Source organism: Stenotrophomonas sp. STEN035 (assembly GCF_056759935.1).
Genome location: NZ_JBRRDY010000007.1, coordinates 47,915 through 73,203, shown reverse-complemented (window position 1 = coordinate 73,203; position 25,289 = coordinate 47,915). Strand labels below are relative to the sequence as shown.

General features: G+C 57.7%; 29 protein-coding genes and 2 pseudogenes. 27 read left to right on the top strand and 4 right to left on the bottom strand.

Annotation, left to right across the window (positions count from 1 at the left end):
- The first annotated feature begins 6 nt into the window (after positions 1 to 6).
- The 11 genes and pseudogenes from ACVOLL_RS05485 (at position 7) to ACVOLL_RS05435 (ending at position 12,782) form a co-directional block, all read left to right on the top strand.
- A complete protein-coding gene (locus ACVOLL_RS05485) occupies positions 7 to 699 on the top strand; it encodes a response regulator transcription factor (RefSeq protein ID WP_481511973.1) in 693 nt (230 codons plus the stop codon).
- Between the two features lie 17 nt (positions 700 to 716).
- Positions 717 to 1,955: a sensor histidine kinase gene (locus tag ACVOLL_RS05480; protein WP_481512026.1), complete on the top strand. Its 1,239-nt coding sequence runs from the start codon at positions 717 to 719 to the stop codon at positions 1,953 to 1,955.
- Positions 1,956 to 2,214: 259 nt separating this feature from the next.
- On the top strand, positions 2,215 to 2,607 hold the full coding sequence (locus tag ACVOLL_RS05475) for a diacylglycerol kinase (protein WP_481511972.1): 393 nt from the start codon (positions 2,215 to 2,217) through the stop codon (positions 2,605 to 2,607).
- 810 nt (positions 2,608 to 3,417) lie between these two features.
- Positions 3,418 to 3,765: a hypothetical protein gene (locus tag ACVOLL_RS05470; protein ID WP_481511971.1), complete on the top strand. Its 348-nt coding sequence runs from the start codon at positions 3,418 to 3,420 to the stop codon at positions 3,763 to 3,765.
- 440 nt (positions 3,766 to 4,205) lie between these two features.
- A complete protein-coding gene (locus ACVOLL_RS05465; RefSeq protein ID WP_481511970.1) occupies positions 4,206 to 4,649 on the top strand; it encodes a hypothetical protein in 444 nt (147 codons plus the stop codon).
- A gap of 93 nt (positions 4,650 to 4,742) precedes the next feature.
- Positions 4,743 to 4,946: pseudogene (locus tag ACVOLL_RS05460) on the top strand (integrase core domain-containing protein); the annotation flags it as partial.
- A gap of 138 nt (positions 4,947 to 5,084) precedes the next feature.
- Positions 5,085 to 5,822, top strand: a complete 738-nt coding sequence (locus tag ACVOLL_RS05455; RefSeq protein WP_481511969.1) for a hypothetical protein — start codon at positions 5,085 to 5,087, stop codon at positions 5,820 to 5,822.
- A 161-nt stretch (positions 5,823 to 5,983) separates the two neighbouring features.
- The gene (locus ACVOLL_RS05450) at positions 5,984 to 7,771 is read left to right on the top strand and encodes a hypothetical protein (RefSeq protein ID WP_481511968.1); all 1,788 of its coding nucleotides are present in this window, start codon (positions 5,984 to 5,986) and stop codon (positions 7,769 to 7,771) included.
- Between the two features lie 11 nt (positions 7,772 to 7,782).
- Complete coding sequence (locus tag ACVOLL_RS05445; RefSeq protein ID WP_481511967.1) at positions 7,783 to 11,427, top strand: wall-associated protein; 3,645 nt, start codon at positions 7,783 to 7,785, stop codon at positions 11,425 to 11,427.
- A gap of 18 nt (positions 11,428 to 11,445) precedes the next feature.
- Positions 11,446 to 12,306, top strand: coding sequence for an RHS repeat domain-containing protein (locus tag ACVOLL_RS05440; RefSeq protein WP_481511966.1), 861 nt, complete (start codon positions 11,446 to 11,448; stop codon positions 12,304 to 12,306).
- Positions 12,303 to 12,782: a tetratricopeptide repeat protein gene (locus ACVOLL_RS05435; RefSeq protein WP_481511965.1), complete on the top strand. Its 480-nt coding sequence runs from the start codon at positions 12,303 to 12,305 to the stop codon at positions 12,780 to 12,782. Before ACVOLL_RS05440 ends, ACVOLL_RS05435 begins: the two co-directional genes overlap by 4 nt.
- Before the next feature lie 26 nt (positions 12,783 to 12,808).
- On the opposite strand, the pseudogene ACVOLL_RS05430 reads toward ACVOLL_RS05435, so the two are convergent.
- A pseudogene (locus tag ACVOLL_RS05430) lies at positions 12,809 to 13,403 on the bottom strand (integrase core domain-containing protein); the annotation flags it as partial.
- A 79-nt stretch (positions 13,404 to 13,482) separates the two neighbouring features.
- Between ACVOLL_RS05430 and ACVOLL_RS05425 the strand changes: the two are divergent.
- Both ACVOLL_RS05425 and ACVOLL_RS05420 read left to right on the top strand, forming a co-directional pair.
- Positions 13,483 to 13,755: a P-loop NTPase family protein gene (locus ACVOLL_RS05425; protein WP_481511964.1), complete on the top strand. Its 273-nt coding sequence runs from the start codon at positions 13,483 to 13,485 to the stop codon at positions 13,753 to 13,755.
- Positions 13,752 to 13,955 carry a hypothetical protein gene (locus ACVOLL_RS05420; RefSeq protein WP_481511963.1) on the top strand — a complete coding sequence of 68 codons (204 nt, stop codon included), beginning with the start codon at positions 13,752 to 13,754 and terminating at the stop codon, positions 13,953 to 13,955. Before ACVOLL_RS05425 ends, ACVOLL_RS05420 begins: the two co-directional genes overlap by 4 nt.
- A gap of 1,448 nt (positions 13,956 to 15,403) precedes the next feature.
- On the opposite strand, the gene ACVOLL_RS05415 is transcribed toward ACVOLL_RS05420, so the two are convergent.
- On the bottom strand, positions 15,404 to 15,853 hold the full coding sequence (locus ACVOLL_RS05415; RefSeq protein ID WP_481511962.1) for a DUF3693 domain-containing protein: 450 nt from the start codon (positions 15,851 to 15,853) through the stop codon (positions 15,404 to 15,406).
- 151 nt (positions 15,854 to 16,004) lie between these two features.
- Between ACVOLL_RS05415 and ACVOLL_RS05410 the strand changes: the two genes are divergently transcribed.
- From ACVOLL_RS05410 to ACVOLL_RS05345, 14 genes are all read left to right on the top strand, one after another.
- On the top strand, positions 16,005 to 16,220 hold the full coding sequence (locus ACVOLL_RS05410; protein WP_481511961.1) for a hypothetical protein: 216 nt from the start codon (positions 16,005 to 16,007) through the stop codon (positions 16,218 to 16,220).
- Positions 16,217 to 16,408 (top strand): hypothetical protein, encoded by a 192-nt coding sequence (locus tag ACVOLL_RS05405; protein WP_481511960.1) that lies wholly within the window; start codon positions 16,217 to 16,219, stop codon positions 16,406 to 16,408. Before ACVOLL_RS05410 ends, ACVOLL_RS05405 begins: the two co-directional genes overlap by 4 nt.
- Entirely contained in the window at positions 16,405 to 16,653 is a 249-nt protein-coding gene (locus ACVOLL_RS05400) for a hypothetical protein (protein ID WP_481511959.1), read from the top strand. The genes ACVOLL_RS05405 and ACVOLL_RS05400 overlap by 4 nt, the downstream gene beginning before the upstream one ends.
- On the top strand, positions 16,650 to 16,841 hold the full coding sequence (locus ACVOLL_RS05395) for a hypothetical protein (protein ID WP_481511958.1): 192 nt from the start codon (positions 16,650 to 16,652) through the stop codon (positions 16,839 to 16,841). The genes ACVOLL_RS05400 and ACVOLL_RS05395 overlap by 4 nt, the downstream gene beginning before the upstream one ends.
- 76 nt (positions 16,842 to 16,917) lie before the next feature.
- A complete protein-coding gene (locus tag ACVOLL_RS05390) occupies positions 16,918 to 17,436 on the top strand; it encodes a hypothetical protein (protein ID WP_481511957.1) in 519 nt (172 codons plus the stop codon).
- 85 nt (positions 17,437 to 17,521) lie between these two features.
- Positions 17,522 to 17,749: a hypothetical protein gene (locus tag ACVOLL_RS05385; RefSeq protein WP_481511956.1), complete on the top strand. Its 228-nt coding sequence runs from the start codon at positions 17,522 to 17,524 to the stop codon at positions 17,747 to 17,749.
- A gap of 64 nt (positions 17,750 to 17,813) precedes the next feature.
- A complete protein-coding gene (locus tag ACVOLL_RS05380) occupies positions 17,814 to 18,863 on the top strand; it encodes a replication initiation factor domain-containing protein (protein ID WP_481511955.1) in 1,050 nt (349 codons plus the stop codon).
- Between the two features lie 88 nt (positions 18,864 to 18,951).
- Positions 18,952 to 19,230 carry a single-stranded DNA-binding protein gene (locus tag ACVOLL_RS05375; RefSeq protein WP_481511954.1) on the top strand — a complete coding sequence of 93 codons (279 nt, stop codon included), beginning with the start codon at positions 18,952 to 18,954 and terminating at the stop codon, positions 19,228 to 19,230.
- A 238-nt stretch (positions 19,231 to 19,468) separates the two neighbouring features.
- Positions 19,469 to 19,708 (top strand): hypothetical protein, encoded by a 240-nt coding sequence (locus tag ACVOLL_RS05370; RefSeq protein WP_481511953.1) that lies wholly within the window; start codon positions 19,469 to 19,471, stop codon positions 19,706 to 19,708.
- A gap of 12 nt (positions 19,709 to 19,720) precedes the next feature.
- Positions 19,721 to 19,843, top strand: a complete 123-nt coding sequence (locus ACVOLL_RS05365) for a hypothetical protein (RefSeq protein WP_481511952.1) — start codon at positions 19,721 to 19,723, stop codon at positions 19,841 to 19,843.
- Positions 19,844 to 19,943: 100 nt separating this feature from the next.
- Positions 19,944 to 21,419, top strand: a complete 1,476-nt coding sequence (locus ACVOLL_RS05360; protein WP_481511951.1) for a hypothetical protein — start codon at positions 19,944 to 19,946, stop codon at positions 21,417 to 21,419.
- Entirely contained in the window at positions 21,419 to 21,757 is a 339-nt protein-coding gene (locus ACVOLL_RS05355; protein WP_481511950.1) for a DUF2523 domain-containing protein, read from the top strand. The genes ACVOLL_RS05360 and ACVOLL_RS05355 overlap by 1 nt, the downstream gene beginning before the upstream one ends.
- A gap of 1 nt (position 21,758) precedes the next feature.
- Entirely contained in the window at positions 21,759 to 22,943 is a 1,185-nt protein-coding gene (locus ACVOLL_RS05350) for a zonular occludens toxin domain-containing protein (RefSeq protein WP_481511949.1), read from the top strand.
- A complete protein-coding gene (locus ACVOLL_RS05345; protein WP_481511948.1) occupies positions 22,940 to 23,569 on the top strand; it encodes a TraX family protein in 630 nt (209 codons plus the stop codon). The genes ACVOLL_RS05350 and ACVOLL_RS05345 overlap by 4 nt, the downstream gene beginning before the upstream one ends.
- Before the next feature lie 795 nt (positions 23,570 to 24,364).
- Here ACVOLL_RS05345 and ACVOLL_RS05340 read toward each other — a convergent pair.
- Positions 24,365 to 24,718, bottom strand: coding sequence for a hypothetical protein (locus ACVOLL_RS05340; protein WP_481511947.1), 354 nt, complete (start codon positions 24,716 to 24,718; stop codon positions 24,365 to 24,367).
- Between the two features lie 100 nt (positions 24,719 to 24,818).
- Positions 24,819 to 25,187, bottom strand: a complete 369-nt coding sequence (locus ACVOLL_RS05335) for a DUF3693 domain-containing protein (protein ID WP_481511946.1) — start codon at positions 25,185 to 25,187, stop codon at positions 24,819 to 24,821.
- Positions 25,188 to 25,289: the final 102 nt, after the last annotated feature.

Below are 25,289 nucleotides of genomic sequence, written 5' to 3'. Positions count from 1 at the left end.
ACCGCCGTGACGCGTTTGCTTGTCATTGAGGACAATCCGGAGCTGGTGGCGAATTTGTACGCCTTCTTCGAGCCCCTGGGGTACGTGCTGGACGATGCACGCGATGGCGCGACTGGCTTGAGAATGGCAACGCAGAATGACTATGACGCCATCCTGCTGGACCTCATGCTGCCGCGACTGGACGGTATGGCGTTGTGCCGCAGGCTACGCCAGGAATTCCAGAACCCCGTACCAGTCCTGATGCTCACAGCCAGGGACCCGGTGGACGACCGGATACAGGGGCTGGAGATGGGCGCTGACGACTATCTGATCAAACCGTTCTCGCTCAAGGAGCTTGATGCACGCATCAAGGCCTTGGTACGGCGTGCACAGGGCAGGCAGGTGCAGGGTTCTCTTACCTGGGCTGACTTGCAGGTTGACAGCCGGTTGCCCACGGCGATGCGGGAGGGGCGCGTCGTCACCTTGACGCCGAGCATGCACAAGCTGTTGCTGTGCCTGATACGGGCAGCACCGGCTGTCGTCAGGAAGAAGGAGATGGAGTACTTGCTCTGGGGTGATGATCCGCCCGACAGCGGTGCGCTGCGCACACATATCCATGAACTTCGCCAGTGCATCGACAAGTCATTCTCGAGCGCGCTCATTGAAACCGTGCACGGGGTCGGTTGGCGTCTGCAGGCCCCTGCGGAAGTGGGGCAGTAGAGATGGGCCGGCTGAAGATGATCATCGGCTCCTTTGTCCGCAGGATGACGCTCAAAACGCGCATCACCATCACATTCGTGCTGCTGATGGTGGGGGTGATGGGGGTGGTGATCGCTGCCGAGCAGTTGGACTACGACGATCTGCGGGCGTACGTGATTTCCAAAGGGTTGCAAGAACAGGCGCAACAGTTGGAGAAGGGCCTGGCCAAGGGGAGTCAGCCGAGCTTGCGCGAAGGCAGTCGGTTGTATGACTCCACGTCGGTCCCGGTTGGGTTGCGTCGGTTTGGTCCGGGCTACCACAGCGTCGAGGAAGCCGATGCCTGGCATATGCTCGTGTTCGATCTGGACGGCGAGCGCTATTACCTCCTGCAGGATGCGCAGATGTATGCGTACCTGGAGCACCTGATCGATGGGTATGCAGCAGTTGTCATACTTTTCTGCATCTTCTGCGGGTTCTGGATTGGCCGCGTAACTGCCGCGCGAGTAATCTCCCCGATCACCCGGCTGGCAGAGGCGGTTCAGACCAAGCAAATGCCCTTTCCGTTCCAGGACGCACGCGATGAGATCGGCGTGCTGGCCCGAGCATTCGCACAGCACAGCGACGAAGCCGAGCATTTCCTCCAGCGTGAGCGGTGCTTTGTCGGTGATGCGAGCCATGAACTCCGCACGCCCTTGGCGATCATTGCCGGTGCCGCGGAGACGATCGAGCAACAGCTCCCTGCGCATAGCCACCTGGTCGCGAGTAGCCAGCGGATCCTGCGTACCACGCAGGAGATGCAGCGTCAGCTGACCTGCCTGCTGCTGCTCTCGCGTGACCCGCAGGGCCTTGCCCGCACGGAGGTCTCGCTGTTGTCGTTGATAGAGGAGTGCATGGCGCGTTGTGAGCCTTGGCTGGGGGACAAACCGGTAGGACTGGCGTTCGATGTGGTCATGGAAACCAGGCTGCATACCAATGCAGAGCTTGCCCGCAGCGTCATCTGGAACCTGATGCGCAACGCCTGCCAGTACACGGATCAAGGCGAGGTACGCATTGTCCTGGATAGGACGCGGCTCACCATTTCCGACACGGGACCAGGCCTCCCCCCGAGCATCGACCCGCGTCAGTTTCAGCGCTTCGTTCCGGGCACGCCCCATAGTGGGGAAGGCCTTGGCTTATCGATCGTGCAGCGCATCGTCGAGCACCTGGGCTGGCAGATGACGGTGGAAAGCTCGGATACAGGTTGTTGCTTCACGCTCGATATGTACGGCTCGACTTAAGCGGCGAAGGTATTGTGTCGGAGGTGTTCAGTTCGGCTTCCGTGCAACTCAAAGGAGAGCCATCCAGGGAAACTGGCCCGATAGCGACAGTTCCTGTAGTCGACGTTCCCCAGCCGGTTCATGGCGGCCACTCGGAACGAACGCAAATTCGCGCCCCGGAGGGCCCTTGGACATCCCTGCACTTGGGTTGAAGGTCTGACAGAGTCCTGACACTGAGCGCCGCACACTGTGCCCTCGTCAGTGGAAAGGAGAAGGTCCTGTGGAGTCCTCGGGGTCTGCGAAAGAAGGCAAGTTTGATCATGGGAGATCGGGAGTCAGGCGAATCATTTGCACAGCTCTCTACTCGCGGGATGGGTTTGTCGCTGCCTTCAGGAGTGAGGCGGCTTTCCGCCAGCTTCTAGTCCTGCATGGAGCATTGGTTCTCGTTGCATGCGTACTGGACGTCAATGCCACCGAGCGGGCGATCCTGCTGGCGGTGTGCCTTATCAGCTTGCTGGTGGAGCTGCTGAACTCCGCCATAGAAGCTGTCGTCGACCGCATTTCGCTGGAGATTCGTCCACTCTCAAAACGTGCAAAAGATATGGGTAGCGCAGCGCAGGCGATTGCCTTGCTTATGGTTTCTGCGGTTTGGGTTGTGGTTTTGTTTGATTGATGGGCATTGAACGGTGAGCGCCATCCAGAACATTCGTTGGCGTTCTCTGATGCGCGTGGAAAAACCACATCAAATCCTGCGTTTGGTGAGCAGCGGGTTGTTGCATTTCATGGCAGGGGATTGATTGGGCTTGCGCGAATGCCGGCACGGCCGATAAAGTTTCATATGAAGTGGTTGCGTTCCGCTCCAACTATGGAACTGGCCCCCGGGTGATCGCAGATCAAGCCAAGTACGAAGATGCTTTGCAGACGACATACTCCGTAAACTTTGATGCGGCAGCGACTGCCAACGCAGGCCAAACACTCCACGCTTGTGTCGTGATTTATCGTGGGAGACCTGTGGTGAGTTCCACCTCGCCACGCCCAGAAGAGTACTGATATGCGAAGATTTTGCTGCTAAGCAATCATTATTGGAATGGCGACCAGTTGCCGGACAACACCCGAAGTTCCCTTGGGAGTTTCGGGTGAGGGCGTGAACTACATAGAAATATCGCGCAGCATGGGAATCGTTCATGTCAAAACCCATATGTATCTCCCTGGGCGCGAAGGACACAGTGCGCAAGGGTCTAAGTACAGGTGCTTGGATCATCATGGCAAAGACATCACTCTGATCGCCCATGCTCCCTTGCGAATACCCATTCAATCCTATTGCGGGGCGGTGGCCGATGCCTTGTCATATGTCTCGTTGATGTACCCGGATAGGCCTGCTTCAATCGAGTTGCACCTCGTCCCGCATGGAATTGGACTCCGTTCCACCCGAAGTTCGTGGCGCATATCAACGCCGAGGCTCAGTCTTGTGGCGCCGGAGTTCATGGAAGAACACAGAACACTGGCGAACATCATTGATCTTGTCGCGCACGAGACGTTTCACCTCGCGGGCGCGTTGTCAGGCGACAAACTTGCAGAATCTGAGTCCGCCGCCTATATGACGGGGCTGTGTGCGCAGCTTGCCACGTTGGGAAGTATCAGTGCTGCGAATCTTCCTGGTACACAGTTGATGGCCAAAGATGAAGCAATAGCTGAATCGTCACGCGCCGCCAGCGAAGTTCGCGACATTGTTGCCCCCATGATGGAAGGTGATCGAATCGAGTTGAAATCCAACGAAGGTGGCCGCTTTATGGAGATCTGCCAATCAAAAGTGACGAAGCATCGTGAATGACGGCATTCCCACACTTCCCTTCGGGTTCGAATCTCGACTTTTGCATCATCGAAATCAAGGCGCTGTAGAAAAGCCGGCGAAAGCTAGCTCTTCCGTATATGTGTTGCTGGCTGCTTCTACTAGGCTTGGCGATTTCATTGGAGGCGAACAATGTCCGAGCGAGCCATGCATAGCCATGCGCGGTTGTAGCGTTCGATGTAGGCGTTCTGTTATGACTTGGGGCTGGGCGTGTTCGATCCGGATAGGTCATCCTGCTATTCACCGTGCTACGGCTGCTGGATTGCGTGCTGGCGCCTAGCAAGGATAGGGTGCCAACCGAACACAAGAAGAACCGATGCCGACGTCAACCTAGATACGTTCCTGCGCCGCATGTGGTTGGGACGGAGTTCTACAACGTCTCGCTAATGGACCTGCCGAAACTGCTTGGAGCCTAGGACTAAATGATCGAGAAGAGCGCCGCCATCGTGGGATTCCTTGCCAATCTGATGCCTCTTTACACCTCTGAGGATCGGGATGAAGTCTGGTGTGCTCGCTCCCTGCACGACGGCACCCTGATCCTGCCCGTCGACGAATCTGAGTGGGACGAGGAGCGCGGCACCGTCCGCGTCCACTGGCAGGGCGATGCACAGCGCGAAACGCTCGTCGACGGCGACCAGATCGCCGCGCTAGCGCTAGAGCGTTACGTCCGCCTGCATGGCGTCGGAGCTAGCGAGGAGGCAATCGCCTCTGAGCTATGGTTCATGGCCGGGCATTTCCACGTCAAGACCGGCTGCCATGCATATTTTCCGCAGCTGCGAGAGCCCGCGCATCCCGTTGTTCGCACGGCCAAGCGCATGGGGGAGGGTGTGCTGGTGAATCTAGTTTCCAAGATAATGCAGATATGAGCGCAGGTATGAGAGATGCTTCCGACTTCGTTCGTGATAGGCATAACCCAGCGCGGGACCTGGAACAGCGTCTGCGGTAACCACGGGCGAACTGTACAAAGCTTCAACGTTGGCCTTCGGCAGGAGTGCCTGAATGAGCATTGGTTCTTGTCACTGGCCGGCGCCCGCCAGAAGATCGAAAACTGGAGAACCGACTACAATCATTTCCGTCCGCATTCGTCCCTGGGAAATGCCGCGCCAGCGCAGTTCGCCGAGGCATTTCTGACAACCCCAAACAAGCCGATTTTTCTACCTTAGATCGGCTCAAGATTTGGGAGGCCGTCAGTGGAACCGCATGCGGCTGTCAAATCCTAAGGCACAGAGTTGAGCCGCGGGCCAGGAGAGGCAGCGTCTCGAAGGGGGAGCATCGCCCATTCATATATCCATGAGAAATTCATGTTTACAATCCGCGCCATGCCCATAGATGCGGCGTCGGACGAAAGCGGGGAGTCGCGAGAACGGAGTCTGGCGATAGCCATCTCTGTAGTACTTCACGCCTTAATGTTTCTGTTGATCTGGGGAGGCAGTGCGGCCGGCGGATTGGGGGAATCGGATATCGTTGGGGAAGGGGAAGGGCCGGGCATGTCCGTTGACTTCCTGAAAAGTGGCGAATTTCGACAGAGGATCGACTTGGTCGCCGAGCCCAAGGACTCTCCTGCAGAATCCGACGAAACCTCTGCTATTGCCCAAGTAGCAGTACCGTTGCCGCTTGAGGACCACATCGAATCTGTTGATGATCAGAGTATTAAGAATTTTGCAGACGCCCGCCCGACAGCGGTGGAGCAAGGTGATCATCCAAACGTTCCCAGTTCAACCGAACATTCGGAAAGTCCCGGCTCTTCAAGCGCAGGCGGCAGTGGAGAAGAGGGGCTACGAGCCGCATACCTGGCAGCCTTGAGGGCTGCAGTAAACAAGCAGTGGGTTCGCAGTGGAAGCAAAGGAAAATGCAGTTTAGTTCTTAAACAAACGATTGGCGGGGCTGTGCAAAGCGCCATTTCCGCTGATTGTGAGCTTGATGCAGGGGCGCAACGAACACTAGAGGCTGCGGCTTTGATGGCGCAACCGCTTCCCTATCTGGGTTTTGAATCGGTTTTTTCGAGTGAATTGCAATTGGATATCTATCCGGGAGAATGAGTCTGTCGCACATTTTTCGCGCTTCTGAATTTGCGATGCAGTAGGGGACACACCCCGCACTCGGCATCCGAGTATGCGATCAGAAAGCGTTATTTCGATGTGCGATAGGCACTTCTACCTCCTTGAGGCTTTATCACGGATGTGATCTTTGAGGGATGATCATGAGGCTTGCTTTTTGCGTGGGTGCACTTGTTGCAGTCTCGTCAACAACTGTGGCAGCTCAAACGGTTACGTCGGAAGACGAGTATGCGAAACGATTAGGGAATTCGTCGGCCATTGAGCCACTATCGAATTCATTGGCGGGCGAAGAGGTTTCGCTGTACACGGGGGCCACTGCATTTTCGATCGTGGATGTGGCCATCCCGGGAAACGATGCCCTGCCAGTAGAGCTACGGCGACGTTTGACGATCGAAGATCCTGGTGTCTACAAGGGGGCGCTCGGTGGAGTAGGCGAGTGGAGTCTGGATGTTCCATACATCCACGGTATCTTTGCGGAAGGGCAAGGCTGGAAGGTAATTGGATCCAATCCAGACGCGCGTTGCACCAGTCCAGCCATCCCCAATACGTCATTTGAAGGCAGCACAGCTGGTGCCTACAGCAATCTGGTGTGGGATGGGTACTACGTCAACATCCCTGGCCAAGGCGACAACGAGCTGCTAAAAAACAACCGGGGTGCAGTGCCAGTTTCGGAAACCTCCTTTCCATGGGTCACCACGGCAAGACAGATCGTGAGTTGCCTAGCGTCAACCCGTAACTATCCTGGCGAGGGATTCGTCGTCAGGGGGCCCGATGGAACGTCCTATACGTTCGACTACGTCATAAGCCGCCAAGCCAGCAGCGTATCGGATATATCTCGTGTTCGCTTGGGCTTTGGCGGTGGCGCTACGTTTTCAACGATCATTCCCCGCGTCCATATGTACATGATGGCAACAAAGGTTGAGGATCGATTCGGAAACACGGTTGGCTACGAATATGTTGGTACAGAACTCAGGCGGATATATGCCTCAGATGGCAGGGAGATCGTTCTAAACTGGACCGCTGGAAACCTATCTTCGATAGTGGCCAATGGCAGAACTTGGTCCTATTCATATCGAAATGGCTTGATACCATATGGTACCTCTTCGGCATTGGATACGGTCGCTTTGCCTGATGGGAGTAGTTGGCGTTACTCAGTTGCCGGCGAGTTAAGAAAAGGGGCGATATTCAGGGATGATGGCCCCGCACCGACCAATCTGTGCCAGTTTGACGTCGACAGAGCCCCAAGCACTGAGTTTACATACACAGTTGTTTCGCCCAGTGGTGCAAAGGTCGACTACCTGTTCAGCTACGCGGCGCGGTCGCGGACTCGGGTTCCAACCACGTGCCAGGAGACCGTTGGAGCACCGCGCTATCCAGATGTGAATGCCGTGTTCTATCAGTGGGCACTTATCAAAAAAACCTTAGCAGGCCCCGGCCTTACGCCCGCCGAGTGGACCTATGGCTATGGTGGTACGGCGTCTGGAACTTACTATCGCGCACCTTGGCCGAAGCCTGACTTCAGCACCCTGGAAACATACATTCCTGGTGGGGACTGCGCTAACTGCTCTGTCTCTGGGGTCTTGAGGGTGAGCGAACCTGGACGCGTTGTGGACTACGAATACGGCGCGCAGTACGCGGTCAATGAAGGACGGCTTCTATCAAAGACGGTACGTCAGAAAGGAACCCTCGCCGTGGTTTCAAAAGAGACATATCAGTATCTCTCGGATAGTAATATTTCCGCACAGCCTTTCGCTGACAACATCGGTCGTTCGCTTTTGCCGATATGGGAGCGACCGATGGCAGCCCGCCAGCGGCCGATAGTCGCTACATACATCAGCCAAGACGGAGTGACCTTCTCCAAAACTACCAATGCATTCGACTCGTATGTGCGGCCGGTGAGCGTCACCGAATCAAGTACATCGACACCATGAGGATGCGGACAATGAGTAAACAAAGGACCTGTTTTCGTTCGCTTCTTGCGATATGGACGGCGTTATTTGGCGTTCTTGCGCACTCAGGGGGGCAGGCGCTCGCCAGTTCGCGGACCGAGACCATTAGCTACCATGACAACGCAACGAAGTGGGTGCTAGGGCAAGTTGCCGGCAAGGCCATTGATGGCGTCATTGTGGAGCAAACCTCATACGATGCCGCTACCGCCATGCCTTTACAGACATGGTCTTTTGGAAAGCTGAAGCAGACGTTGTCCTATAACGCCAACGGCACGGTCGCGTCGGTAAGTGATGGGAAAAATAATCTAACGACGCTATCCGCTTGGAAGCGCGGGGTTCCGCAGTCCATTGGTTATGCTGATGGAACGGCGCAATCAGCAACTGTCAACGACAGCGGCTGGATAATGCAAGTTATCGATCAGGCCGGCTTTGCCACAAGCTATGGCTACGATGCGATGGGGCGTCTGGCGGATACGACATTTCCTGCCAATGACTCAGTTGCTTGGAGTGCGGAGCGGCGGTCTTTCACGCGCAGCGCAAGCGCCGAGTATGGGCTAGCACCAGGCTTCTGGCGGCAGGTGATCACGGCAGGAAATTTCAAGAAGATCGTGTACTACGACGCGCTTTGGCGCCCTGTTATCACCCAGGACGAGGACGTCTCGAACTCGTCAGCAACGCTTCGTCAGACACGAATCAATTACGACCAGCAGGGTCTTAAGGTATATGAGTCGTATCCGATAAACCCGTTTGCCACTGGCTGGCAGAACTTCGATTCCCCTCTCCCTGGCGTCTGGACCGAGCACGATGCTTTGGGGCGCACGACCGCTGTGGCACAAGACAGCGAGCATGGCCTGCTGATCACCACGACGACCTACCTGAATGATGTGCTTGGCGCTTACACATTGGTCAAGAACCCGCGCGGCGGAGAGACTCGTACCTGGTATCAAATGTTCGGCAGCCCGTCCTATGACGCCCCGACGAGAATTATCCAAGCAGAAGGTGCGCAAACAAGTATTGCGCGTGATGCCTTTGGCAAAGCTACCTCTATCGTTAGAGGCAACAGCGATTGGTCGACGCAAATCACACGGACATATCGCTATAACAGCCATCAGGAGCTTTGCGCGAGCGTCGAGCCCGAGGTCGGCGCGACGCTGATGGGGTATGACGCTGCCGGCAATCTTGCCTGGAGTGCGTCTGGCCTTCCTGCTGCAACCGCCTGTGAGAATGACGGCAGTTCGGGAGTTGTTGCAGCGCGCCGCGTACAGCGGACGTATAACAATCGCAACATGTTGACTGCACTGACATTTCCGGATGGGAACGGCAACCAGGCATGGACGTATACACCAGACGGAAAGCCGAGTCAGATCATCACTGGGGATATAGCGAGCTCCACTCAGGCGATCAATACCTACACATACAACAAGCGTCGCCTTCTGACGGCAGAAACTATCGGGCAGGTAGGAGGTTACAACTGGTCTCTTGGGTACGGCTATGACGTTAACGGCGCACTGGCCGGGGTGCAGTACCCTAGCGGCCTGTATGTGGACTACGCCCCAAATGCTCTAGGCCAACCTACACGAGCAGGTAGTTTTGCTACCGGGGTCTCTTACTATCCTAATGGCGGCATGAGCCAGTTCGTGTACGGCAACGGGATTTCTCACACCTTGCAACAGAACAGCCGCCAACTGCCGACACGTATCAAGGATGGCGTCGTGCTAGACACTACCTATAGCTACGATACCAATGGCAACGTGACGCAGATTTCCGATGCCCTTGATTCAAGTCGTACTCGTTCGATGACATATGACGGCCTCGATCGCCTAGCGCAAGCAAGTTCCATCTCTTTTGGGGGAGGTGGCCAGATTGCCTATAGCTATGATGCGCTGGACAACTTGCGCACGACGAAGTTGACCGGCGTGAAGCAGTACAACTACTGGTATGACGCATCTAATCGACTAAGCAACATTGTGGACGATGCTGGTGCCACTATCATGGGTTTTTCCTATGACGCTCAAGGCAACCTTGCCAATAAAAATGGTCAAGCGTTCCAGTTCGACTATGGCAATCGGCTGCGCAGCGCCGTTGGCAAGGAAACCTATCGCTACGATGGGTATGGTCGGAGAGCCGTTTCATGGAGTTCCAGTCAAGGCAACATCATCTCGATGTACGGTCAAGATGGCGTACTGCGCCGACAGGACAACGACCGCAAGGGGGAGATATCTGAATTCGTCCATTTGAACGGAAGTCTTCTGGCTAAAGTGACGACTTCCACTGCGCCAGCGGTTCCCGTGGTGACAGCACCTTCGTACAGCGACAACGGTTCTTACGCGGTAAGTTGGAACGCAATTCAATCAACAACCAGCTATGAGCTGCAGCAGCAGTTTGGTGGTGGCGCTTGGCAGGTAACCTACACCGGAAGCAACTTGAGCTGGCCTGCTGCCGGAAAGCCCGGTGGTACTTACGGATATCGTGCACGCGCTTGTAGAGGAGCGATCTGCGGCGGCTGGAGTGGAACGGTCAATGTCTCGGTCCAATCCCCCCCCGCTGGAGCACCGACCCTTAGTGCCCCGAGCTTCTCAGCAACGGGGAACTATTCGTTGACTTGGAACGCGGTGTCCGGGGCGACCACCTACAAGCTTGAGGAAAGTTCGAACGGAGGCACATGGACGCAGGTCCAAAATGCAGCTGGCACCTCCAAGGCCTTTACGGGCAAGCCGGACGGCAACCACGCCTATCGAATCGCAGCCTGCAACGCGGCAGGTTGCGGGGGATTCCCAGCGGCCGTCACAGTTCAAGTTCAACACGCTCCTGGCAATGCTCCAACTGCTTCAGCCCCTGGCTTGTCGTCCGATGGTAACTACAGCGTGAGTTGGACCGGAATCTCCGGTGCTGCAACTTATCAGCTTGAGGAGAGCGCAAACGGCGCAGCTTGGAACAATGTCCAGAGCTCAGCAGCTACCACGGCGGGCTTCGGTGGAAAGGCGGATGGCTCTTATGCCTATCGCGCGAAGGCTTGTAACCCTGGCGGCTGCAGCCCGGCGGGAAATGTTGTGGTTGTCACCGTCTTGCGTCCGCCTGCAGGCGCGCCGGCTGTCAATGTGCCAAGCACATCTGGGAATGGCGACTACGTGGTTAGTTGGAATGGCGTTGCGAGTGCGTCATCCTATCGGCTCGAGGAAAGTGTGAACGGTGGCGGATGGGGTCACCTGCAAACCTCAGGTGACACAACAAGAGCCTTCACAGCGAGAGATGGTGGTACGTATTCCTATCGCGTAGCAGCGTGCAACATCTCTGGTTGCGGAAGCTATAGCAATATCGCTGCAGTGGCGGTTGCCGGCATTCCGACTGTCCCCACGATACTGATGTCACACAAGTCGGTGTCTCGTGTTAATGGCCTTGGGAGGGTCTACACCCAGGCAGAATGGACTGCTGTTCAGTATGCGACGCGGTACGAACTGGTAAACACAAATACTGGCGGCATCCAATACTCTGGCCCCAACACCAAGGTTGGAGCCCCTAGTACCGCATATGGCGCGCCAGCGCATATTGTTCGCGCATGCAATGACCGCGGATGTTCGGCTTACTCCTCGCCGCCATTCGTCCAAACCTTTGAGAATCTCGGTAACCCCTATGAGTAAGAGGGAATGGAGATGAGCATGTCTTGGAAGAGATATCTTGCTGGGATTGTGGGGTTTGCTTTGACTTTTTCATCGCTTGCGCAGACCAGGGTGGAGTACATCCATACAGATGCGCTCGGATCACCTGTGGCCGTAACAGATGCGTCCGGAAACGTTATCGAGCGCGAGGTGTACGAGCCTTATGGTTCACCGATCACTCGGCCGGCTTCTGATCAGCCAGGTTTCACCGGGCACGTTGCAGATTCGCAGACCAATCTGACGTATATGCAACAGCGCTATTACGATCCTCAGATAGGGAGGTTCCTATCAGTGGATCCTGTAACGGCCTACAGCAATCCTGTTTTAGCGTTTAATCGCTATTGGTATGGAAATAACAATCCATACCGTTTTACCGACCCGGACGGAAGGTGTGCTGCATCGACAACGGGAAGTCATATCTGTGGGGGAGGAGGGAGCTCTGCGGTTCGCACGATCTATGTTAATGCTAACGAGCGCAGTGGCAGCGGAAGTGGTGAAAAACTAAATGCGGGGATAAATTATACAAGTGGATCTAGCAACTATTCTTCGGCGCCTGACTCCAATGATCAGTTGTCCGGTGAGGGCGAGCAAGATGTCGTCGACCTAACAGGAATTCTCGTTGCAGCTGATAAATATAAGCCTAAGCCAAATCCAAACAAGAGGCCCCCCCCTCCACATAGAACTCCATCTGGAGATAGAGAGAGAAACGTAAAACACCCGAATGGCGAGGAGCACTCCAGGAGACCCAAGGGCGGCTTCAGGGCTAGAGTTCCATTAATTATTTGCGTATTGTGCGAGCAATTGGAGCAGCAAATGGAGGAGAGGGAAAGAAGCCCAATACCAGAGGTTAAAGAAGCATGAGCGACAATTTTGATCTTGTTTATAAACTAGAAAAATCCGGGGCCCATCTCAATGTGTTGCGCGAATTGATTTCTGATGCTGGCAGGATTAGAAAGAAATACTCAAGCGATTTAAATCATTCTTGGTATATTGTTGGTGATTCTCGCTTTTGTCTGGGCGATTACCTTGGTGCACTGAAGGCCTTTAAAAGAGCATTGCTGCATGATAGAAATGATGCTTTTTCTCTAATGGCAATTGCTAATTGTTACTCCTCTATCGGGAGTCCGCGGATGGCAGCCGTCTATTTGGAGAAGGCTATTTGCTTGATGCCGAAAAATCCTGATCTTCATTATAATCTGGGGAATGCATTTTTTGATTCCGGAAAGTATGAAGAGGCGATCTCGGAGTATTCTGCCGCGATGGCTGGCGGCGCTAAGATTGCGACAAAAGCTCGCGCCAATCGAAATAGGGCGATTGCGCATCTTGAGGGGAAGTAGTTTGTGAGGTGTCGACTCCCCGTATTTCAATGCCAGGCTAAATTAGAGGTTTCCGGTTCGTGGTACTGGCGGAATTCGGCGGGCGTGAGCCCGCCAAGGCTGTCGTGAGGTATCTCGGTGTTGTAATCGGCCAGCCACTGCTCCGCCTGTTCGCGTACTTCTCCGAGATTGCGGAAGACGTGCATATCTAGCACGCCACGTCGGAAGCTGCCATTGAAGCGTTCGATGAAGCCGTTCTGCATCGGCCGTCCTGGCTCGATGAGATCCAGCGCGATGTTCTTGCGCTCAGCCCATTCCGCCAACGCCAAGGCGATGAATTCGGGGCCATAGTACATCTGGAGGCATGAGTTCTTTGCGGGATAGCCGCGCCACGCCGCAATTCGTTCCAAAGTGCGAATCACACGCGTAGCCGGTAAATTCAGATCAACTTCGATGGCCAAAGCCTCGCGACTGAAGGTGTCGGTTTGGAATACGCTCCTTTCCTCGCCGACGCTGATTGAGTTTCATCAGGCAGTACACACGCCAGACACGCTTGTGATTCCAGACCAAACCGCGGCGACGAATCAGTTGAAACAGGTTGCCGAAGCCGCGCTCCGGAAAACGCTCAGAGAGCCCGGCCAATCACGCCACCCAGTGTCAGCATTGAGGGTAAGGACTGGCAGCGTAAAGAAGGTCACCAACAGCGCAGGAACCAGTCCTCATGATCGGTGGCACTGCCGCGATATCACTTCTCACCGGCTTGCCGGGTGCTAGCAAGTCATTGCGCATGGCCGAGGCGATCTGCCAGCTGTTGGAGAAAGGGGAGCATGTGTTCGCCTGCAGCATCGATGGGCTGAAAGTGCCAGGCGTTACGCTCTGGGAGGATGCACGTAAATGGCGTGATCTGCTTTCCGGATCAATACTTTTCGTTGATGAGGCGCAGGCTTTTTTCCTGAGCGGCGCGGTGGCGATGCTCCCGATTACGTCCGTATGAACAAGATCCGCGATGACGGCATTCGCTTGGTTCTGGCTACGCAGCAGCCGAACTATTTGGATACATACCTGCGAGGTTTGGTCGGCTATCACGAGCACTTGGTGCGCCGTGCAGGTAGACAAGAGAGCTTCCTGTTCCGCGAGAATCAGGTCATGGATGTGGTGCGGCAGAAGCTCTGCATCGATCAAGCGAAACTATGACTACGAGGTCTACAAGTTCAAGCCGAAGTTCTTCGCTTGCTACGACTCAGCCCAGACCCACACGGTGAAGTATCAAATGCCGGCGTTGGTGAAGAAGGCCCTGATATTTGGGCCTATTGCAGCGCTGCTTATGTGAGGCGTGTGGTACGCCATTTTCCGCGATTCCAGCTTCGCGCCGGGCTCAGGGTCTGCCGAAAAGACGGCTGCTACGCAGCACATTGCGAACCTTCAACCTCTTGTCCAGGACGTGCCGTGGTCGGCACCGGCTTATGTGGGTCGGCCGGTGGTGTCCGATCCTCACGTCTACTGCATGAGCACCGACAACAGCTGTAGATGCGTTACAGAGCAAAACACCCGCGTGGTGCACCGTGACGATGTTTGTCGGGATATCGCCCGCAATGGTGAGCCGTACAATCCGTTCAAGGCCCCACAGAACGGCACGCGAGCGCAGGACGTGCCATATGGGGCAGGGGAGCAACGTCAGCCACAGGGTGGCAATGGCGGGGTCCAACAGCGCGGCCCAGCCGTGGCTAGCGGTCAGGTCATCGGTCATGCACCTGGTCAGCGGGGAGACGTGTTCCCGCAGAACCTGGCCCGGACCATCGGTAGTTATACGCCTCCCACGACCACGCTATGATTCGGCTTCGCGTCCAACAGGGAGTGCCGGATGTACAGGGGAGTTTTGTTCGCGGTAATGCTGTCGCTTGCTGGTTCGGTTTCAGCCCAGCAAGTCCGGCACGCAGCGGGACGGGGTGTTGACCGTTCTACTGCAACAACCTGGACTACGACCTACAGCGAGGAATGTCATCGCATATGGGGCGGCCAATGCCATCCAGAACGGTGATCGAAGTTCCTGCGCTTGGTACTCCTGAGGCGAAGGCGTCGGGAGTTTCTTGCTCAGAAGGTCGCGTCATTGCTCGCGTTGGAAATGGCTGGATTCAAGCGCTTGACCGTGAGCGCAACTATCTACGTTGCCGTCCATCTGTCGAGCTGCCTGCTATCTCGATTGGCAGGTAATTTGTGATTCGTCACTAAATTAGGGGTGTAGGGGCCAAGCCCCTACGAATACGCCGTTACCCTGCGCTGGTTCTGAAGTGGCGTTCCCGCCACTCGCCCAGGTCCACGACAACGACCTTGACCATCGACTGCTGACGCGCTTTTCGTGCAGCATTCCTTTTACGTGTCGCGTCACGTAAATCAGCAGCATTGGCGTGCCATAGCAGGCCGCGTAGCCTGCGTTCTGGGATCCTTTCGCCGCTTGGGGCGACCAGATCTCGTCCTGCCAGTCGCCTGCCAGCCCATGGACCTGTCAGGGCGACGTGGTTGTCGATCACGCGGCGCTAGTGATCACTGGCGCAGCTGTTCGGGCATTGCGTTCCCGGTTCCCAGCACGGTGGACGGCTGTCCAGGTTGTAGGTGTCGCTCATGCCTTAATTTCCCCCGAATCCTTAGGAGGCCGGGATGGTAGGTGAGAACTGATCCGCAGCCAGATCCAGCTGATCCGGCGATATGCCATTTCGCATAATGTATACGTTGCTTGAATCCTGCGCATGAATTTGAGCCTGTGAAACATGGTCAAAATTCGATGCCTTTGCAGGCAGGCCGATTGCGCTTCCGATGAATAGCAGGATTGCCGCCGTCATTCCGGCGAGCTTTCGCCATACGGCTTTTTCCTCGCGGCTAATCGCCCGCGCTTCTCCGACGATTCCCAACACCTTTGCGAGCGGCAACCCGGATAGGCCGGCAATAGTCGCGCATACAACGGGGTCAGGGAGGCGTGCGCCTTTCCTGTAGCTGGACATGGCTTGTTTCGATACCCCAAGCCGCTTGGCTAATTCGCCGTCTGTGCTGGCGCCGGTTTCGTCTTTGCACCGGTCCAGCAAAAAATTTACGTCCATTCAGTCCTCACCCTGTTGACTTGGGTCCTCACCCAGAGTACAACGCATCCAGTCCTCGGGTTGAGGACTGCCGCCCGCCGGTCATCCCCCGGCCGGGTGCATCTGACGGGATGCACAGGGCGGCTTCTCGCAGGGGGAGAGGGGCATCGGAATGAACGTCGAACAGCACGCGGCATTGCAGGCACGGCTTTTTGAAGTCCAGCGGCTTGCGCTGGAACTGTGCGAAATGGGGCATTCGAAAGTGGGCATTGCGCTGGGCGCGGTTGCGTTCAAGGCGCTTCGCATCAAGCCGACCGCAGAAGCGGCACCTGCCGCCAAGTCGTCCCGCAAAGCGAAAACTGTGGAGTCGAAAGGAGAGGGCGCATGAGCGCCCTTTCCTCGTTCGCCGTCCTCGCGTGGGATGAGCGGGTAGGGGAGTGGCAGGTGGTCAAGCGTGGCCTGTCCACCTATGCCGCTGCCAGTCGCTGGGCCGTGCAGTTCCAGACGCGATCCGTGCGCGCGTGCGTGCGCCGTGAACCGGTGGTGTTCCCTGCTGCTCCGCAGGTGGCCGCATGAACGCTCGCACGGTGGCAATCAAGGCTTTCGCGGTCATTGTTCTCTTGACCTGTTCGACGGTGTTGTTCCTTTCGTTCTGTGGCGCCGTTGCTTCCATGGGGTCCGGCGATTACTCGATGTGGGAGATCGCGGCGTTCTTGCTTCTCGCCATCGTGTACGTCGTTTGCGCGCTTCTCGTTGTGGCCACTGTCCTTTTCGGCTTGTGTTGGTCGTATGGCGTTCTGTTCGGCGGGGGGCGGGAATGATCTTTTCCCTTATCCTTGTTTCCGTCTCGACGCTCGCCTACGGCGTTGCCGGTCTGTTCGCGTGGTGGCTGGACCGCAATGACGCGCGCGTATACGCCGACTTCCGCGCGCAGCAGCTGGTCGCCTGGGCGCAGCTGGAAGCGGATGTGATCGCTGCTGAGCGTGCCTTGGGGGTGCGCTATGGCTGACCGTCTCCGCGTCTTGGTTGCATGCGAATACTCGGGCACGGTCCGTGACGCGTTTATCGCGCGCGGGCATGACGCCATGTCCTGCGACCTGCTGCCCACTGAGCGTCCGGGGCCGCACTATCAGGGCGATGTTTTCGACGTGATCGGCGATGGTTGGGATTTGATGGTTGCCCATCCGCCTTGTACGCATCTCGCTACTTCCGGCGCGCGTTGGTTCAAGGCAAAACAGGCAGAACAGGCAGAGGCCTTGGAATTTGTTCGCCGTCTGCTGTCTGCCCCGATCCCCCGTATCGCCCTGGAGAATCCGCGCTCAATCATTTCCAGTCGCATCTGCCGCGCTACGCAGATGATTCAACCGTGGCAGTTCGGTCATGGCGAGCAAAAGGCAACTTGCTTGTGGCTGAAAAACCTTCCACTTCTGTTGCCAACCAACGTTGTTGAGGGTAGGGAACAGCGTATCCATCGTCTTGTGCCTGGCCCAGATCGTTGGAAGGAGCGCTCGCGTACCTTCCAGGGCATTGCTGATGCAATGGCGGATCAATGGGGCTCGGCGGCTCTGCTTCCCGTTCTCCTGGATGAGGTCGTCCATGGCTGACGGCAGGCTCCTTGGCGTAGATCGTCGTGTGCTGCATGCGCGCTTCGCAGAGCCCGTTCCGGGCGTCCATCCGCTGGATGCGGATGTGGAAGCGGTCAGGGCCACGCCAGTGGCCGAGTACTGGATTCAGCAGCGCATCGTCGGCGTCCTCGGCTGGACGCTGAAATGCCGCTACGGCCAGGACGTGGCATGGGCGGTTGAGCGCGTGAAGTGGTGGAACGCGCTCCTGCGTGGTCGCCGTCAGTACCGCGTTGTCTCGGTGCTGGGCGACACCTGCACCGTGGTTTTCGGGGAGGGCGCCGGCCATGGTTGAGGCCGCAGCTTCTGCACTCCCCGCGTCTAACAGGGGAGTCAGTGAACCTGAACGGATCGGGGTAGTGATCGACTGGATGGCCTGCTCTTTCGATCTGTTCGCCGTTCTGGACGCCTACGCGTTCCATCACGTGCCGGAGGACCGCGAGGCGGTCTGCTCCGATCTGAACGGCGTGGTGGGCTCCTGCGCCCCGGCTGTCGCCCAGGCACTGGCGGATCATTTCTTCCCGGGCCTGTATGAACTTGGCGCCCCGTCGCGCGGCCGGTTCTATAACTGGCGCGTGGCGTTGCGTGTCGGGGGCGAGCATGTTGGCCTGCTGGAGTTCGGCGGCCTGAATACCATTCGACGGGATGGCACGTATACCGCCCGACTGGAATTGACCGGCGACGGCTGCCGCGTGTTTGAAGCAAGCGCCGGGGATGACCATGCGAAGCGGTGGTCGTCCCTCGCTACGGCGCTTGGCATTGTCGATGCGCGGCTGACGCGTGTGGATATCGCGGCCGATGACTTCGCCGGCCTGTATCCCGTGCAGTGGGCCATTGATCGCTACAACGATGGCGATTTCGACCGCCGCGGGCAGCGCCCGAAAGCGCGCCTGATCGATGACATGGGCAACCGCACTGGCAAAACGTTCTACGTCGGCAGTCGCAAGTCGGAGAATCAACTACGCGTCTACGAAAAGGGCAGGGAGCAAGGTGATCCTGCGTCCGAGTGGGTGCGCTATGAGGGCGAATTCCACGCCAGCAACCGGCGCGAACTGCCGCTCGACATGCTGGTCGATCCCGCGCCGTATCTGGTTGGCACCTATCCGGTGCTCGACTTCGTGGGCGGCATTGGCGAACGCCTGCGGATCGCGGTCGAAAAGATGATGGCGAACTGCAAGCGGTACGTGGCGCATTTCCGCCGGCAGTACGGCCCAATGCTCAACGCGATGTTGCACGCCGCTGGTGGCGATGAGGCCACGCTCGCACGGCTGGTGCTGGGCACCGCGCGCTCGACGTTGCCGGCGTGGTGCCCACGCCCTGATGACGCTGCACAGCTGTTGGTGGCCGTCCTGTTCGCACCTTCAAGCGAGATCGAATCCGAAACCCGGCAGGTGCCTGCCGGCGATTGAATCCTGCGCGCCTGATAGCTGCGGGCGCGGATGACAGGTAATGCAGCTGACTTTCGCCCGACATAGCGGGCACAACGGAGAAGAAATCATGAGCGGTATCAAGGTGACGGTTCTGTCGGCCCAGGTGGATGAGCGTGATGGCACGTTCGAGGGTCGCAGTGGCGAACAGATCAACTACACCACGCGCAAACAGAAAGCAAAGCTGGAAGTGGGCGGCTTCGCCTATCCGTTCGATGTGCGTCTGGAATCGGGCCAGCGGGCCTACCCGGTCGGCGAGTACCAGCTGGACATGGCGTCGATGGTCACCGTCAACCGTGGCGCGCTCAACCTGAGCAAGTACACCGCGCTCGTTCCGTTCAAGGCATAAGCCATGTCCACGCCGGAACCGCTCTACGTCGCCGCGTGTGCCGCTGAAAACATTCAGCAGGACGGCACGTGCGCGGTTCCCGTGTGGATGCCGTACCACCAGCCACTTCTTCCTCCCCTGGACTTGGCTGATGGAACCCTTGTGGCCTTCGCGATTGTTGCGGTTTGGGCTGTAGGGGTTAAAGCGCGCCTCGTATTCCGCGCGGCGCGTCTAGGGGTCTACTGAGAGAGAAAAAGCCATGAAGAATGTTGTCAATACTGCCCGCCGTTTCGGCGCTTCCACTGCCGGCAAGATCAGTGCCGGTGCTTCCGCCCTGATGGCGTCGGGTGCCGCGTTCGCCAGCGGCAGCGGTTCCCCGGGCTCGGCCATCGCCGGTGAGCTGGCGTCGGGCAAGAGCGAGGTCAACCTCGTGATCGCGGCGGTGGCTGTGATCCTGGGCGTGATCATCCTGTGGGGCTATATCAAGCGCGCTCGCTAACGGACGGGCGTCATGCCCGCGCTGTTAGCGGTCCTTGCGACTGCCGGCGAGGTTGCGACGGTAGTCATGTCGGCCATCGCAGTGATCCGTGCAACGGTGATGCTGTGGGGCTACGTCAAGCAAGCAAGGAAGTAGGGGGCTTTTGCCCCCTGCTTTTTTAGGGAGATAGAAACATGGGCTATTTCGTCATCATCGCAGTGTGCGGTGCCTGCTGGCTCGCATTTGAGGGCGTGTGATGCGCTGGCTTGCTCGCGTGTTCGCAAGCGCTATTGTGCGGCGTGTGGCTGCGCTGCTAGTTGTTTCTGTGCTGGCATGGTTGGGCATGGGTAGTGCGCATGCGCAGTCGTGCACGTTTGAGGCTCCTTGTGACCAGGGCACTGCTTATTCGGCCGCGAGTTCTTTGGCATCGAGCTATGAATCCCAGGTCAATGCAGAGCCGGGTTCGTTTGGTGATTGGAAGGGGGCTGTTCAAAACCCATCTTGTGCCGGCGATAGGTGTTATTACCGCTGCTACGTTTGGCGCCGCGTATCCGGCACTGCTGGCTGCTATGGTGGCAATCCGCTGGGTGATTACTACTACTGGAAAGATCGGACGTGCGATAAAACGCCGTCAAAAACAACGCCTTTCTTGCCTGTCACGGGTTCAACTGGTTGCAATCTCGGTTGTGTCGTGAAGTATGCGCAAAATGCCGATGAAACCAGCACGGTAAGCACTACGGGTGCAGTTTGTACCCCGGATGATTTGAAGAAAAATTGCCCGTCTGGGAGTTATTGGAATGGCTACATGGGTGTCTGTGAGCCGGTAGATAAGCCGTGTCCGCCGGATCAAAAAAAGGTCAACGGCCAGTGTGTTCCGGACGGTAAGTGCCCTAGTGGCATGGTTGCAGTGCCGGGCACAACACCGGGTGCCATTGAGCAAGGCGCCCTCTATTGCAAGCCGTCAGAAAATGAGTGTCCCGCAGGCAATGTAAAGAGTCCTTCCGGTCAGTGCCTTCCCGGTGAAGGTCAATGTGCAGCTGGTGAGGCTAAGGGCAAAGATGGCACGTGCAAGCGCGATGCTGATGGCAATGGGAAGCCGGACTCGGAAGAGGGGCCGGATGATCCAAACAAAGATTCCGCATCTGGCGGCGATAGCTGCAATGCGCCTCCGTCGTGTTCGGGAAATGCGATCTCCTGCATACAGGTAAAAATTCAGTGGCGCATTGATTGCAATACGCGCAAGAACAGGAACGTCACTGGCGGTACATGCTCGGCGATGCCGATCTGCACCGGGGACAAGTGCGACGCTTTGGAATACTCGTCGTTGCTACAGCAATGGAAGGCTGCATGCGCGCTGGAAAAGCTCGCAAAAAATGGTTCTGGTACGGGGACGCCGGGTGATGGTCAGGGCTGCGGCGCAGGTGATGCGAACTGCAATGGTGTCGCGGATGTGCTGGAAGGTTCGGGTCAAGCGAGCGATCCCGGCGACGGTACTGCCGATGTAGATGGCGCTAAAAAGTGGGGCATCGGTGTTTCTGCCAGCATGCTGGATCAAGGCAACATTTTCGGCGGCGGTTCGTGTCCGCAGCCGCCTTCCTTCCAGCTAATGGGTGTTGCGATCAGTGGCGCTGATTTCCCGTACTGGTGCAAGGCCATGGCAATTCTTCGCGGATTGATCCTTGTTTTCGGCGCGTTCACCGCGCTCAAAATTCTCATGGGTGGGGTGGGCTGATGGGTATCTTCAATCCGGGCGGCATGGTGTGGGATTGGATCGTCAAGGGCGTTACGCATGCTCTTGGCAAGGCTAAGGATGCTGCTGCCGGCATCGTCGGCAAGGTGCTTGCCACCTTCGGCCTGACCACGGTGACGTTCGATGCGGTGTTGCCCAACCTCAAACAGTTCATCCAATCGCAGATTGGCGGATTGGACGGTCCTGTTGCCCAGGTACTTGGCTATCTCGAAGTGGGTACGGCTATGTCGATGATCCTTTCCGCGCTCACGATTCGCATGGCATGGAAGGTGTTCGTCGTGCCTAAGTCCGTTGCCGATTCGCTTGGCGGGGGTCACTGACATGATCTACTGGTACACCGGCCAGCCGGGTCACGGTAAGACGTTGCATGCCATTGATCGGCTTTTGGAATTCAAGGATCAGGGACGCATTGTCTACGCCTGCAATATCCGCGAGTTCGACTATGCGAAAACTGGCGTGCTGGAAATGACGCCGGAACAGTTCAAGGATTGGCCTAATTTTTTGCCTGACGGTGCTGTCGCGCTAGTTGATGAGGCCTATGAGCACGGGATGCTGCCTAAGCGCCCTTCCGGCTCCAAAGTGCCGGAGCATGTCGAACAACTTGCGAAGCATCGTCATCGTGGCCTGGACTTCATTTTCGTCAGTCAGAGCCCGGACAAGCAATGCGATCAGTTCGTGCATGATCTGATCGAGCGCCACGTCCACGTGCGCCGTCGATTCGGAACCAAGTTCGTGCACCTGCGCGAATTCGACCGTTTTGAGGCTCAGGCGGAGAAAGCGGTTCCGTTGGTCACAAAGCGCAAGGCGCTGCCTAAGCGCCCGATGGGCACCTACAAATCGACGGAATTGGACACCACGGAACGGCGCATTCCTTGGTACTACATTGCGTTTCCTGTCGCGGCCGGGCTTGCGTTGTTCCTGATGTACTACTCCTTCGGTTCGATGGGTAAGCGGCTCGGTGGCGGCGAGGAAACGTCAACGGTTGCGGCACAGCAAAGCCACGCGGCAACGCCGCGCGACGGAGCGAATGCGACGGCGGGCGGCGGTGCTGCTGGCGCCCAGGTCTCTGCGGCCGACTATGCCAAGCGCTTCATTCCGCGCATCCCATCGGAGCCGTGGAGTGCGCCGGCTTACGATGACGTGCTGTCGCTGCCGAGCGAGGCTCCGCGCTTGTTCTGCATGTCGTCCATGGGCGGTGCCAATGCCCAGGGCAAGCATGCCGAGCCGTCGTGCAGCTGCGTTACAGAGCAAGGCACGCTCTACGTTGTCGATGAGCCGACCTGTCGTTTCGTCGCGCGTCGCGGGCAATATGAGCCGTATCGTGATGAGCGCAATGACCGCTTCGTTGATGGCCCTACGCAGATAGAGCGCAACCGGGAAGCCATTGCCGAGCGGGGCAGGGAAGGCGGTGCAGTGATAGGGCACAGCAAGCGCGGTCAAGGCACGTTCCCTGAGTCACCCGGCTACCAGACCAGCACGGTTACGCCGCCGACGACAAGCCTATGACTACCGGCGGCCGTGAACTGTTGAAGTGGCTGGCGCTGGCCGCGATGACGTGTGATCACGTGGCAAAGGTGCTGCTTGGCGGCTACGTGCCAGGTCTGTCGGAAGCCGGCCGCATCGCCTTCCCGTTGTTCGCGCTGGTGATGGCCTACAACCTCGCCCAGGGCGCGGATGCGGGGAAGTCGGTTCGTCGTCTCGCGCTGTGGGGTGTCATCGCACAGCCGGTCCACGCGTGGGCATTTGGTAACGCGTTACCGCTGAACGTGCTGCTTTCGTTCGCGCTCGCGGCGGCCTGCGTGTGGAGCATCCAGCGCCGGCAATGGGCGTTGCTGGTGCTGTTGGCCGGGCCTGTAGCGATGTTGGTGGACTACGGATGGGCTGGCCTGCTGCTGGTGCTGGCCGGCTGGTGGTTCTTCCTGCGGCCGACTGTAGGGCGGGGCGCGCTGGTCGTCCTTGCTATGGCCGTGCTGTGCGCTTGGAACGGCAATAGCTGGGCGCTGCTGGCGTTGCCGGTGCTTGGGCTCGCGTTGGCCAGCGTCCGGGTCCCGCGCACACGCTGGGCGTTCTACGGCTATTACGTGGGTCATCTGACCCTGCTGGCGTCGATCGCCACGGTTTTGCTAATCTGAATCGCAGCATAGGGGCTGCTTGTCTAGTGATTGGGGGTTTAATGTTCGGTCTATTCAAAAAGCAGCGTGGTGCCGATGGGCTTGATCCTTCACGTTGCATTGCTATTGCTGAAATGCATGAGCGTCGCGCTTCTGATCTTCGCAGCCGTTCAGCACCCCATGAGGTTGTCCAAGGGCAATTAGATTTGGCAAGTCATTGGCGTTCGCGGGCGGTCAGGGGCCGTTCTTTGGCTGTTTGATGAGCTTCCGTTTCTTGCTACCCTGAATTGCAGCGCAGGGGCTGTTGGCCTAGCAGATTTCAGGATGAAATACAATAAGGCAAGAATCGTGCCAGTTATCTGGTGTTCAGTTATCGTTTTGACTTCATTCATATTTGCGCAAGCGTGTCTTGCGCAGCGCGTCCATAGCGCTGTTGGGCCTGGAACGCCCCGAGTTACGGATACTCCGAAGGCGGCTCATAACTCGATGGCGAAAGGCGTTGAACCTTTTAACTGCGAGGCGCAGCGCAATAACCCGCATCCAACCATGTACGGGTTTTGTAAGCGCCTTGAGGCTAGGACTTTGTCCGATGAGGCTAGGCGCGCTGGCCGGCCCGGCCCTTCGTCTGACGTGATTACGTTGCCATCACTGGGGGCGCCTGGCGCTAAGGCCGTCGGTAGTGTGGTCTGCATTGGTGGTCAGGCAATGCGTCGGCTTTCCAATGGCTGGCAGCAAGTTTCTGCGCCAAGTGGTGGTTGGCAGCGGTGTCGTGAGGGGTGATCGGGGTGCAGGGGCTTTGCCCCTGCGGTGACGCCGTTACCCGGCGCGCGTCCCGAAGTGGCGCTCTCGCCAGTCGCCCAGGTCCACGACGACAACCTTCACCAACGACTGCTGACGGGCTTTTCTGGCCGCGTTCCGGGCGCGGGTAGCGTCCCGTAGTTCCGTGGCGTCCGCGCGCCACAGCAGGCCGCGCAGGCGGCGTTCTGGGATGCGTTCGCCGCTGGGAGCCACAAGGTCACGGCCGGCGAGTCGCCAGCCGGCCCATGGCCCGTGCAGGTCTACGTGGTTGTCCAGGACGTGCCGTGCGTGGTCACGGGCGCAGCTGTTCGGACAGGGTTGGCCGGACGGCCAGCACGGCGGCCGGCGGTCCATGTCGTAGGTGTTGCTCACGCCTCAATCTCCGTATCGGACGGTTGACGCTGCGGCAAGCAAGAGGTGATCCAAAGCCAAATCCAGCGCAGCCGGCGCAGCGCGGCCGCCTTCGCCTGCGCTAGGAGATTTCGCATAATGTATACAGCGTGGACGCCTGAATGCCCTTTTCTGCCGCCTGCACGTGCGCAGGGGAGGCGAGGCCGACCCCTATTGCTAGGGTCATAGCTGTCCCGGCCACTGTCTTCCATAGCGCTTTCACGCGAGGCGTGGGAGCGACCTCGATCTCGTGGGCGGCAACCGTGCTGCGGACATCCCAGCCGAGAGCTTGGGCGCAGCCAATAACGGCATCTACGTCCATGTCGCGTTTTCCCAGCTTGTAGTTGCTGAATCGCGCAATTGACAGCCCGCAGCGCTTGGCGATGGCTGTTTCAGATTCCCCGGCGAAACGCTCAAACAGTGCGTTTATCAGCTTTTCTTGCGTGGTCACTTTCGACACCTGTTGACATGCTCTCGACGGCTGTTTATACATTGCTCGCCCTCAACACACGTTGACGGCCCCACCCCGGTGCACCCCCACCGGGTGTGGGCA

What these genes read in the sequence shown, in the direction of transcription:
- ACVOLL_RS05480 (WP_481512026.1), top strand. Translation starts at nt 717, where the DNA reads ATGATCATCGGCTCCTTTGTCCGCAGGATGACGCTCAAAACGCGCATC.
- ACVOLL_RS05470 (WP_481511971.1), top strand. Translation starts at nt 3,418, where the DNA reads ATGGAAGAACACAGAACACTGGCGAACATCATTGATCTTGTCGCGCAC.
- ACVOLL_RS05465 (WP_481511970.1), top strand. Translation starts at nt 4,206, where the DNA reads ATGATCGAGAAGAGCGCCGCCATCGTGGGATTCCTTGCCAATCTGATG.
- ACVOLL_RS05455 (WP_481511969.1), top strand. Translation starts at nt 5,085, where the DNA reads ATGTTTACAATCCGCGCCATGCCCATAGATGCGGCGTCGGACGAAAGC.
- ACVOLL_RS05450 (WP_481511968.1), top strand. Translation starts at nt 5,984, where the DNA reads ATGAGGCTTGCTTTTTGCGTGGGTGCACTTGTTGCAGTCTCGTCAACA.
- ACVOLL_RS05445 (WP_481511967.1), top strand. Translation starts at nt 7,783, where the DNA reads ATGAGTAAACAAAGGACCTGTTTTCGTTCGCTTCTTGCGATATGGACG.
- ACVOLL_RS05440 (WP_481511966.1), top strand. Translation starts at nt 11,446, where the DNA reads ATGTCTTGGAAGAGATATCTTGCTGGGATTGTGGGGTTTGCTTTGACT.
- ACVOLL_RS05435 (WP_481511965.1), top strand. Translation starts at nt 12,303, where the DNA reads ATGAGCGACAATTTTGATCTTGTTTATAAACTAGAAAAATCCGGGGCC.
- ACVOLL_RS05425 (WP_481511964.1), top strand. Translation starts at nt 13,483, where the DNA reads ATGATCGGTGGCACTGCCGCGATATCACTTCTCACCGGCTTGCCGGGT.
- ACVOLL_RS05420 (WP_481511963.1), top strand. Translation starts at nt 13,752, where the DNA reads ATGAACAAGATCCGCGATGACGGCATTCGCTTGGTTCTGGCTACGCAG.
- ACVOLL_RS05415 (WP_481511962.1), bottom strand. Translation starts at nt 15,853, where the DNA reads ATGGACGTAAATTTTTTGCTGGACCGGTGCAAAGACGAAACCGGCGCC.
- ACVOLL_RS05410 (WP_481511961.1), top strand. Translation starts at nt 16,005, where the DNA reads ATGAACGTCGAACAGCACGCGGCATTGCAGGCACGGCTTTTTGAAGTC.
- ACVOLL_RS05405 (WP_481511960.1), top strand. Translation starts at nt 16,217, where the DNA reads ATGAGCGCCCTTTCCTCGTTCGCCGTCCTCGCGTGGGATGAGCGGGTA.
- ACVOLL_RS05400 (WP_481511959.1), top strand. Translation starts at nt 16,405, where the DNA reads ATGAACGCTCGCACGGTGGCAATCAAGGCTTTCGCGGTCATTGTTCTC.
- ACVOLL_RS05395 (WP_481511958.1), top strand. Translation starts at nt 16,650, where the DNA reads ATGATCTTTTCCCTTATCCTTGTTTCCGTCTCGACGCTCGCCTACGGC.
- ACVOLL_RS05390 (WP_481511957.1), top strand. Translation starts at nt 16,918, where the DNA reads ATGTCCTGCGACCTGCTGCCCACTGAGCGTCCGGGGCCGCACTATCAG.
- ACVOLL_RS05375 (WP_481511954.1), top strand. Translation starts at nt 18,952, where the DNA reads ATGAGCGGTATCAAGGTGACGGTTCTGTCGGCCCAGGTGGATGAGCGT.
- ACVOLL_RS05370 (WP_481511953.1), top strand. Translation starts at nt 19,469, where the DNA reads ATGAAGAATGTTGTCAATACTGCCCGCCGTTTCGGCGCTTCCACTGCC.
- ACVOLL_RS05365 (WP_481511952.1), top strand. Translation starts at nt 19,721, where the DNA reads ATGCCCGCGCTGTTAGCGGTCCTTGCGACTGCCGGCGAGGTTGCGACG.
- ACVOLL_RS05360 (WP_481511951.1), top strand. Translation starts at nt 19,944, where the DNA reads ATGCGCTGGCTTGCTCGCGTGTTCGCAAGCGCTATTGTGCGGCGTGTG.
- ACVOLL_RS05355 (WP_481511950.1), top strand. Translation starts at nt 21,419, where the DNA reads ATGGGTATCTTCAATCCGGGCGGCATGGTGTGGGATTGGATCGTCAAG.
- ACVOLL_RS05350 (WP_481511949.1), top strand. Translation starts at nt 21,759, where the DNA reads ATGATCTACTGGTACACCGGCCAGCCGGGTCACGGTAAGACGTTGCAT.
- ACVOLL_RS05345 (WP_481511948.1), top strand. Translation starts at nt 22,940, where the DNA reads ATGACTACCGGCGGCCGTGAACTGTTGAAGTGGCTGGCGCTGGCCGCG.